The organism is Streptomyces sp. NPDC054841 (genome assembly GCF_053611045.1).
Genome location: NZ_JBSGZO010000342.1, coordinates 1 through 9,433, shown reverse-complemented (window position 1 = coordinate 9,433; position 9,433 = coordinate 1). Strand labels below are relative to the sequence as shown.

General features: G+C 70.6%; 11 protein-coding genes. 7 read left to right on the top strand and 4 right to left on the bottom strand.

Annotated elements, in window-relative coordinates; all coding sequences use genetic code 11:
* Positions 1 to 41: 41 nt before the first annotated feature.
* From ACWGI8_RS32295 to ACWGI8_RS32285, 3 genes are all read right to left on the bottom strand, one after another.
* On the bottom strand, positions 42 to 794 hold the full coding sequence (locus ACWGI8_RS32295; RefSeq protein WP_453666340.1) for a transglycosylase SLT domain-containing protein: 753 nt from the start codon (positions 792 to 794) through the stop codon (positions 42 to 44).
* Positions 795 to 1,071: 277 nt separating this feature from the next.
* Positions 1,072 to 2,187 (bottom strand): S-adenosylmethionine:tRNA ribosyltransferase-isomerase, encoded by a 1,116-nt coding sequence (locus ACWGI8_RS32290; protein WP_453666339.1) that lies wholly within the window; start codon positions 2,185 to 2,187, stop codon positions 1,072 to 1,074.
* Positions 2,184 to 2,879 carry an SDR family NAD(P)-dependent oxidoreductase gene (locus ACWGI8_RS32285; RefSeq protein WP_453666337.1) on the bottom strand — a complete coding sequence of 232 codons (696 nt, stop codon included), beginning with the start codon at positions 2,877 to 2,879 and terminating at the stop codon, positions 2,184 to 2,186. Before ACWGI8_RS32285 ends, ACWGI8_RS32290 begins: the two co-directional genes overlap by 4 nt.
* Positions 2,880 to 3,050: 171 nt before the next feature.
* Between ACWGI8_RS32285 and ACWGI8_RS32280 the strand changes: the two genes are divergently transcribed.
* The 3 genes from ACWGI8_RS32280 (at position 3,051) to ACWGI8_RS32270 (ending at position 5,266) form a co-directional block, all read left to right on the top strand.
* On the top strand, positions 3,051 to 4,196 hold the full coding sequence (locus ACWGI8_RS32280; RefSeq protein WP_453666335.1) for a GAF domain-containing sensor histidine kinase: 1,146 nt from the start codon (positions 3,051 to 3,053) through the stop codon (positions 4,194 to 4,196).
* A complete protein-coding gene (locus ACWGI8_RS32275; protein WP_453666334.1) occupies positions 4,189 to 4,851 on the top strand; it encodes a response regulator in 663 nt (220 codons plus the stop codon). Before ACWGI8_RS32280 ends, ACWGI8_RS32275 begins: the two co-directional genes overlap by 8 nt.
* Before the next feature lie 172 nt (positions 4,852 to 5,023).
* Positions 5,024 to 5,266: a chaplin gene (locus ACWGI8_RS32270; RefSeq protein ID WP_453666333.1), complete on the top strand. Its 243-nt coding sequence runs from the start codon at positions 5,024 to 5,026 to the stop codon at positions 5,264 to 5,266.
* Between the two features lie 167 nt (positions 5,267 to 5,433).
* Here ACWGI8_RS32270 and ACWGI8_RS32265 read toward each other — a convergent pair whose 3' ends face one another.
* Positions 5,434 to 6,231 (bottom strand): hypothetical protein, encoded by a 798-nt coding sequence (locus ACWGI8_RS32265; RefSeq protein ID WP_453666332.1) that lies wholly within the window; start codon positions 6,229 to 6,231, stop codon positions 5,434 to 5,436.
* A gap of 133 nt (positions 6,232 to 6,364) precedes the next feature.
* On the opposite strand from ACWGI8_RS32265, the gene ACWGI8_RS32260 reads away from it, so the two are divergent.
* The 4 genes from ACWGI8_RS32260 to ACWGI8_RS32245 all read left to right on the top strand — a co-directional run.
* Positions 6,365 to 7,156, top strand: a complete 792-nt coding sequence (locus ACWGI8_RS32260; protein ID WP_453666330.1) for an ABC transporter ATP-binding protein — start codon at positions 6,365 to 6,367, stop codon at positions 7,154 to 7,156.
* 86 nt (positions 7,157 to 7,242) lie between these two features.
* Positions 7,243 to 7,671: an NfeD family protein gene (locus ACWGI8_RS32255; protein ID WP_453666328.1), complete on the top strand. Its 429-nt coding sequence runs from the start codon at positions 7,243 to 7,245 to the stop codon at positions 7,669 to 7,671.
* Between the two features lie 117 nt (positions 7,672 to 7,788).
* Complete coding sequence (locus tag ACWGI8_RS32250; RefSeq protein WP_453666326.1) at positions 7,789 to 8,742, top strand: SPFH domain-containing protein; 954 nt, start codon at positions 7,789 to 7,791, stop codon at positions 8,740 to 8,742.
* 79 nt (positions 8,743 to 8,821) lie between these two features.
* The coding region (locus tag ACWGI8_RS32245; RefSeq protein WP_453666324.1) for a sulfite exporter TauE/SafE family protein at positions 8,822 to 9,433 on the top strand (612 nt) is incomplete at its 3' end.

Here is a 9,433-nt window from a genome sequence, read left to right as displayed (position 1 = left end):
GGGATCTCTCCGGGTGCCGCCCTGCGGCGCATGGGGGTCTGTCAGTACGCGCTGTTCACGTTGTCCATCGAGCCGTAACGGTCGGCCGCGTAGTTGCAGGACGCGACGATGTTGGCGACCGGGTCGTACTGGTCCCAGGCGGTGCCGGGGACGTGGTACGCGTCGAAGGTGGGCTTGATGATCTGCAGCAGGCCCTTCGACGGGACGCCGTTGATCGCGTTGATGTCCCAGTTGTTGATGGCACGCGGGTTACCGGAGGACTCACGCATGATGTTCTTGTGGATGCCGTGGTAGGTGCCCGGGATGTTGTGCTTCTTCATGATGTCCAGGGCCTCGCGGATCCAGCCGTCCAGGTTGTTCGCGTAGACGGGCTTACGGGCGGCGGCGCGGCTGGCGGCCTGCTCCGCGGCGCGCTGCTTGGCAGCGGCCTCGGCCTTGGCCTTCGCGGCGGCCTTGGCCCGGGCAGCCGCCTCGGCCTGGGCCTTCGCCTTGGCGGCGGCCTCGGCCTGGGCCTTCGCGGCGACCTTGGCCTGCGCAGCGGCATTGGCCTGGGCGGCGGTGAAGGCGTTCTGCTCGGCGATGCTCGCCTGCAGGGCGGTGGCCTTCGCGGTGTCGACGCTCGTGGACCAGGCGACCTGGGAGGCGGGCACGGACTGCGTCTCGGTGCCGGCGACAGCGTTGCCCGGGACGAGCGAGAACGCGAGGGCGGAGGCGCCAACAGCGGCGACACCGGCGATCGAGAACTTGTGGGTCTTGGACATACGGCGGAAGCCGGGGGTGCGGGACGCGTTCATGCGAGACGTACCTCTTCGAATAGCGGGAGTCGCTTTGGCCGGGAGGCGCAGCGCCTGCTCGGCGGCGACGAACGCAATTCTTAGCGGCCGCAATTTCTTGTGGCAAAGGTGTGACGTACGACCTCGGGTAGTAGAGCCGTAAGCCCCAAATTCGGACAAGTCACCCGTACTGCCCTGCTCACATGTCCTTTATGCATCCACTAGTGAGCTTCGTAAGTGACGTGGGTCCTATGCGCGGGCTCACATCGGGGGTGCGGCGGTCTCACCATGCGTTGCTTCAGCAATCCGGTGAGTGATCGCACTCCTCCGGGAGGATGAGGTGGACGTCGCCGAACTCGTGCCAGAGGTAGAGCCGCCGTACCGCCTCGGCATAGCCGCCGGCCAGAGCCTCCCGCCCGGCGATCGCCGCCAGCATCAGCAGGTGCGAGGCCTCCGGCTCGTGGAGACCGGTCAGCAGACCGTCCACCGCCCGCACCCCACGCGCGGGAGTGACGACGAGATCGGTCCAGCCGGATGCCGCCCGCACGACCCCGTCCGGACCGGTGGCCGATTCCAGCGCCCGGACCGCCGTCGTCCCGACCGCGACGATCCGTCCCGCCCTCCGCCCGCCACCACCCTTCCCGGCAGGCACTCCGTGCCCATTCCTCCGCGCACGGGCGGCGTTCACCAGCCACGCCGTGGTCGCGGGCACCGCGAAGCGCTCCGGGTACGGCGGTTCGTGCGCCTCCGCCGACGCCACGCCCGTGTGCAGCGTGACCGGAGCGAACTGAACCCCCCGGCGCACCAGCTCCGCGACCAGCCGCTCGGTGAAGGGGCGGCCCGCGCTCGGCATCTCCGCCGAGCCGGCCCCGTCGGCCGCGGGCAGCGCGAACACCGTCTGATACGCGGAGAGCGGCTGGTCCCGCTCGGTGTAGCGGTACCGGATGGGCCTGCCGTACCGCCTCAGCAGCGCCGGTACGCCGACGGACGCCGTGGCCCACCAGAGGCGGCCGGCGCCGGGCACCAGAGGCTCCTCCGGGACGAGCAGCCCGCCCCCGGGCAGCCGTATCTGCGCCCCCGCCGGGCCCCCGGCCCTCGGCAGCGTGCTGCCCGCCCCGTCCGGCGAGCGCAGCTCCACCGCCCACCGGCCGTCGTCCCCGCGCGTCGAGAAGTGCACGACCAGCCGCTCCGCGCCGAGCCGTCCGTTCACAGCGGCCGCCAGCGTCGTGGACGTATTCACCACCAGCACATCACCGGCCCGCAGCAACCCCGGCAGCTCCCGGAACGCGTGGTGCGACACCGCCGTCCCGCGCGACACCATCAGCCGCACGTCGTCCCGCCCGGCCCCGCGCTCCTCCGCCGGCACCCGCGCCGACAACTCTTCCGGCACCCGCAGCGCCTCCAGCACGCTCATCGCGCCCCCACCAGCGAGGGCGCCGCGTACCGCCCGCTGACCGGTCGCTCGTCCAGCAGTCGCAGGAAGCCCGGAACCACCGACTCCGGCTGCGGCCTCGGCTCGTCGTCGTCCGGGACCGCCGCCGCGTACAGATCCGTCTGCATGTCGCCCGGGTCGACCGTCCAGACCCGTAGCTGTGGCTCCTCCACCGCGAGGACCGCCGCGAGGTGGTCGAGCGCCGCCTTCGACGCCCCGTACCCGCCCCACGTCTCGTACGCCTCCGCCGCCGCGTCCGAGGAGACCGCGATCACCGCCCCGGACGCACCGGCCCGCAGCAGCGCGAGCGCCTCCTGCACCAGCCCCAGCGCCGCCACCACATTGGTCTCCAGCGCCGCCCGCAAACCCTCCAGCGGCAGCTCCTCCAGCCGCACCAGCGGCTGCGCGCCCAGCGCGCTCGCATTGCTCACCAGCAGATCCAGCCCGCCCAGCTCCCGGGCGGCCGACACCAGATCCCTACGGTGCCGGGCGTCCGTGACATCCCCGGGCACCGCCACCACCCGCGTTCCGTACCGCTTCAGCTCGACCGCGGCGTCGTCCAGCACGGCCGCCGTCCGCGCGTCCAGCACCAGATCCCAGCCGCGCTGCGCAAGCGCGGCGCCCAGCGCACGCCCGAGACCTTTCGAAGCCCCCGTGATGATCGCGACAGGCATGTCATCCATCCCCTCTGTTGCCGTTGCCCTCAGAGTGGATCCGGGCCGTCGCCCGCCGCCTCGTCCCCCGGCCCGGACCGTGCAAGGCCCTTCGACCTACGTCCCGAGTCCTGACCGGCCGCCGTCCACAGGTCGATACGCACGGTCACACCCCGCCGGTACGGTGATCCCATGAGCCATCGACCGAGCTCCGGCCTCGCCGCCGTGAGCACCGCTCTCCTCGCGATGAGCAGGCATCTCGAGATGCGCGACGTCCTCAAGACGATCGTCGCCTCGGCCCGCGAGCTGCTCGACGCCGAGTACGCGGCACTGGGCGTGCCCGACGACCACGGCGGCTTCGCCCAGTTCGTCGTCGACGGCGTCAGCGACGAGCAGTGGCGGGCGATCGGCCCGCTGCCGCGCCAGCACGGCATCCTCGCCTCGATGCTCAGGGACGCGAAGCCCGAGCGCCTCGCGGACGTACGGAAGGACCCCCGCTTCGAGGGCTGGCCCTCCGCCCACCCCGACATGTCCGACTTCCTGGGACTGCCCATCAAGGACGGCGAGGAGACGATCGGCGCGCTGTTCCTCGCCAACAAGAGGTGCCCCAAGCCGGACGGCGGATGCGGCTTCACCGAGGACGACGAGCAGCTTCTGTCGATACTCGCCCAGCACGCCGCCATCGCCCTCACCAACGCCCGGCTGTACGAGCGCAGCCGCGAGCTGACCATCGCCGAGGAGCGCTCCCGGCTCGCCCATGAGCTGCACGACGCCGTCAGCCAGAAGCTGTTCTCGCTCCGGCTGACCGCCCAGGCCGCCGCCGCCCTCGTGGACCGTGACCCGGTCCGCGCCAAGGGTGAGCTGCAGCAGGTCGCCGCCCTCGCCGCCGAGGCCGCCGACGAGCTTCGGGCGGCGGTGGTCGAGCTGCGCCCCGCCGCCCTCGACGAGGACGGCCTGGTCAACACGCTCCGTACGCACATACAGGTCCTCGACCGCGCCCACACCGCGCGGGTCACCTTCGGCAGCTACGGAGTGCGTGCGCTGCCCGCCGCCCAGGAGGAGGCTCTCCTGCGGGTCGCCCAGGAAGCCCTGCACAACGCACTGCGGCACTCGGACGCGGAGCTGGTGGCCGTCACCCTGGCCCGCCGCAGCCAGGGCGTGGTCCTCAGCGTCACCGACGACGGCAAGGGCTTCGAGCCCACGTCGGTGCGCAGGGCCGGCCGCCATCTCGGGCTCGTCTCGATGCGCGACCGGGCAAGCGGCGTCGGCGGCACACTCACGGTGGAATCGGCGCCCGGAAAGGGCACCACGATAGAGATGGAGGTGCCCGGTGGCTGAAGCTGCGCCCAGTTCGAAGGCGAGGATCCGAGTGCTGCTGGTGGACGACCACCAGGTGGTCCGCCGGGGGCTGCGCACGTTCCTGGAGGTGCAGGACGACATAGCGGTCGTGGGGGAGGCCGGGGACGGCGCCGAGGGCGTCGCCCGCGCCGAGGAACTCCGCCCCGACGTCATCCTCATGGACGTCAAGATGCCCGGTACCGACGGCATCGAGGCACTGCGCAAGCTCCGCGAACTCGCCAACCCCGCCAAGGTGTTGGTGGTCACCAGCTTCACCGAGCAGCGCACGGTGGTCCCGGCCCTGCGCGCGGGCGCGTCCGGTTACGTGTACAAGGACGTGGACCCGGAAGCCCTCGCCGGTGCGATCCGCTCCGTGCACGCGGGCCATGTGCTGCTCCAGCCCGAAGTGGCAGGCGCGCTGCTCGCCCAGGACGACCCCAACACCGGTCAGGGGAGGGGCACTTCCCTCACCGAGCGGGAGCGCGAGGTGCTCGGCCTCATCGCCGACGGCCGCTCCAACCGGGAGATCGCCCGCGCCCTGGTCCTCTCGGAGAAAACGGTGAAGACCCATGTGTCGAACATTCTGATGAAGCTCGACCTGGCGGACCGTACGCAGGCGGCGCTGTGGGCGGTACGGCACGGACTCACCAGCTGATCGGAACGTTTCAGCAGGTCAATGGGACGACCAACCGGACCGTCGCCCTCCGGTGTGAGATTCATACCGTCGTGTGTATATCGCCCACACGGCGTATCCCGATCGGCGCGCCGGCGTTCTCCATGGCGTGCTGCGACGATCCCGCCGCAGCGATGACCAGGAGGATCCTGAAGTGAAGAACCTGAAGAAGGCCGTTGCCGTTTCCATGGTTGCCGGTGGCCTCATCGCCGCGGGTGCCGGTGTCGCGTCCGCCACCTCCGCGCACGCCGAAGGCTACGCCGTCAACTCTCCGGGCGTCGGCTCCGGCAACCTGATTCAGGCCCCGATCCACGTCCCGGTCAACGTCGTGGGCAACACCGCCAACGTCATCGGGGCGCTCAACCCGGCCTTCGGCAACGAGGGCATCAACTTCTGAACCACCCGCTGACGGTTTCCGCAGCACCGCAGTGACCACCGGTCCCCAGGCTCCGCCCGGGGGCCGGTCGCATCATCCCCGCCGGCCCGCCCGCCCGACCCGTCGGCCGACCGCGCCGGAGCGCTGCGCCGGGCCCTGTCCGACGGGACCCGGCACGAGCGCTCCCGTCAGCCCTCCCCGCGGCGCTCCTGGTCCTCCACATACGCGTTGTACGCGGCCACCTGAGCGCGCCGCGCCACCCGTTCCACCGGTCGCAGCGCCGCCCCCCGCGCCGCCATCTCCGAGGCGCTCACCGCACCGCCGTGCCCGTTCTCGTACGCCAGCGAGATCAGCAGCCCGATCCGCTGCGCAAGCTCCAGCACCCGTACCGCGCGAGGCGGATATCCCGGTGCGAGCACCTCCTGGCCCGAACCTGCCTCGGCCCGCGCCCGGTATGCGTCCAACGCGGCCTCCGCGACCGGACCCGACGCCGCCACATCGAGCTTCGACAGCAGCGCCGTCGCCTCCCGCAGCCCCTCGGCGAGCTCCCGCTCGGCCTCCCCGAGCGAAGGCACATCGGCAGGCGGAGCCTCCCGCACCGGCAGACAGTGCCAGACGACCTCCACATGCACATCGCCGTCCGGGCCCGCCTCGTACACATCCGGCACCAGACCCCATGCGGCGCCGTGGCAGACGACGGCCTCCTCCGCGTCCAGCGCCCGTGCGTTGAACGCCGGCGGACCGCTGAGCCCCAGCGGATGGCCCGGCGCGGGCAGTGCGACCCGGAAACCCCGCACCCCCAGTCCGCGCAGCCGCCCGAGCGCCAGCGTGAGCCCGACCGGCCCCGCCTCACCCGGCAGCCCCTCCACACGGTGCACGGCGTCGTCCCCGACGATCGCCAGCACTGCGTCATCCGGTGATACAAATCCGGCCAACAGGGCATTTCCCCATGCGGCCAGCCGTCCTGAACGAGGTTCCGAAAGCATGGACCCAGCCTAGGTACCGGACCGGGGGACCAGCACGCACGACCGGTGGCGTAGGTTTTCCCTTGGAGCCGCGCTCACAGGCGCACAGGGCCCTCGAGACCTCTCGACGATTGCATGGGGAGACAACGCGCTCATGAGCGATGTACTGGAGCTGGTGGACGTATCCGTGGTCCGCGACGGACGCGCTCTGGTGGACGACGTCTCCTGGTCGGTCAAGGAGGGTGAGCGCTGGGTGATCCTCGGCCCCAACGGCGCCGGCAAGACCACCCTCCTCAACATCGCCTCCAGCTACCTCTTCCCCACCAAGGGCACCGCCCGCGTCCTCGGCGACCAGCTCGGCAAGGTGGACGTCTTCGACCTCCGCCCCCGCATCGGCGTGGCCGGCATCGCCATGGCCGAGAAGCTGCCCAAGCGCCAGACCGTCCTGCAGACCGTCCTCACGGCCGCGTACGGCATGACCGCCACCTGGCACGAGGACTACGACGCCGTCGACGAGGAGCGCGCCCGCGCCTTCCTTGACCGCCTCGGCATGTCGGAGTACCTGGACCGCAAGTTCGGCACCCTCTCCGAAGGAGAGCGCAAGCGCACACTCATCGCCCGCGCGATGATGACCGACCCCGAACTCCTGCTTCTCGACGAGCCCGCCGCCGGCCTCGACCTCGGCGGCCGCGAAGACCTGGTGCGCCGCCTCGGCCGCCTCGCCCGTGACCCGTTCGCCCCCTCCATGATCATGGTGACCCACCATGTCGAGGAGATCGCACCCGGCTTCACCCACGTCCTCATGATCCGCCAGGGCAAGGTGCTTGCCGCCGGCCCCATGGAGACCGAGCTCACCGCCCGCAACCTCTCCCGCTGCTTCGGCCTGCCGCTCGTCGTCGAGCGCAACGGCGAGCGCTGGACGGCCCACGGACTCCCGCTCTCCTGACCGCGGCCTCCACCGCCGTCCCCTGTCGCCCTCCGCGGCTTATCGCGCCCTGTCCGCGGGACCGTTCGCGGACCTACCATGCCCCTGTGGACATCGACGCGTGGGTGTGGTGGCTGATCGCGGCAGTGGGCCTGGGCATTCCTCTGGTACTCACCGCCATGCCCGAATTCGGCATGCTCTCCGCGGGAGCGGTCGCCGGAGCCGTCACGGCGGGCCTCGGCTTCGGCGTGGTCGCACAGGTGGTGGTCTTCGCCGCGGTGTCGGTCGCACTCATCGCGGTCGTACGGCCCATCGCCCTGCGCCACAGCTCACAGCGCCCCCAACTGGCCACCGGCGTCGACGCGCTGAGAGGCCGTCAAGCGGTCGTCCTGGAACGGGTCGACAGCGGCGGCGGCCGTATCAAGCTGGCGGGAGAGATCTGGTCGGCCCGCGCACTCGACACCTCACTGGCCTTCGAACCCGGCGAGCAGGTCGACGTGGTGGAGATCGACGGTGCGACCGCCGTGGTCATGTGACCGCGCCCGTCAGCCGATCGGGGTTGGTCATGTGACCGAACCGCTCACACGACCGGCCGTGGTCTGGGAAACTCGATCATCAGATTCATCCGGCAGCGAAGGGGCACGGGAAGCACGATGCCGTCGATCATTATCGTTCTGGTCATCCTGGTGGTGCTGGTATTCATCGCCCTGATCAAGACGATCCAGGTCATCCCGCAGGCCAGTGCCGCCATCGTCGAGCGCTTCGGCCGCTACACCCGCACTCTCAACGCGGGGCTGAACATCGTGGTCCCGTTCATCGACTCGATCCGCAACCGGATCGACCTGCGTGAACAGGTCGTACCGTTCCCGCCCCAGCCGGTGATCACCCAGGACAACCTCGTCGTCAACATCGACACCGTCATCTACTACCAGGTGACCGACGCCCGCGCCGCCACCTACGAAGTCGCCAGCTACATCCAGGCGATCGAGCAGCTCACCGTCACCACCCTCCGCAACATCATCGGAGGCATGGACCTGGAGCGCACCCTCACCTCCCGCGAGGAGATCAACGCGGCCCTGCGCGGCGTCCTCGACGAGGCCACCGGCAAGTGGGGCATCCGCGTCAACCGCGTCGAGCTCAAGGCGATCGAGCCGCCCACCTCCATCCAGGACTCGATGGAGAAGCAGATGCGCGCCGACCGCGACAAGCGCGCCGCGATCCTCACCGCCGAAGGCATCCGCCAGTCGCAGATCCTGACCGCCGAGGGTGAGAAGCAGTCCGCGATCCTGCGCGCGGAAGGCGAGGCCAGGGCCGCCGCCCTGCGCGCCGAGGGCGAGGCCCAGGCCGTGCGTACGGTCTTCGAGGCCATCCACGCCGGCGACCCCGACCAGAAGCTCCTCTCGTACCAGTACCTCCAGATGCTGCCGAAGATCGCCGAGGGCGACGCCAACAAGCTCTGGATCGTGCCCAGCGAGATCGGCGACGCGCTCAAGGGCCTCTCCGGAGCCATCGGCAGCTTCGGCGGCCCGCTGTCCGGCAACAGCGGCGGCAACATCCCGCAGCAGGGCGGTGGTACGGAGCGACGCGAACAGCCCCCCATCGACTGATACATGCACGCAGTCGTGCATGATCGGTGCGGCCCCTCGACCTTCATGGCGGGGAGGCGACACTCGATCATGTGAGGAGATGGCCTTGTCCATCTGGGAAGCACTCGCAGTCTTCGCCGCCGGCACGGCCGCCGGCACCATCAACACCATCGTCGGATCGGGAACGCTCATCACCTTCCCCGTCCTGCTGGCCACCGGCATGCCCCCGGTCACCGCGACGGTCTCCAACGGCCTCGGGCTGATACCGGGATCGATCAGCGGAGCCATCGGCTACCGCGCCGAACTCACCGGCCAGCGCAGCCGGATCCTGCGCCTCGGCCTCGCGGCGCTCATCGGCGGCCTCAGCGGCGCGATGCTGCTGCTCCTGCTGCCCTCTACAGCCTTCGAGACCGTCGTCCCCGTCCTGGTCGCGCTCGCCCTCGTGCTCGTGATCCTGCAGCCCCGCATCGCCCGGGCCGTCCAGCGCCGACGGGAGCGCAACGGCTCCGAAGCCCCCCACCCCGACGGCGGACCGCTCCTCTTCGCCGCCATCATGCTCGCCAGCGTCTACGGCGGCTACTTCACAGCCGCGCAGGGGATCATCTACCTCTCCCTCATGGGCATGCTGCTCCAGGACAGCCTGCAGCGCCTCAACGCCACCAAGAACGTCCTCGCCGCGATCGTCAACGGCGTCGCCGCGCTCTTCTTCCTC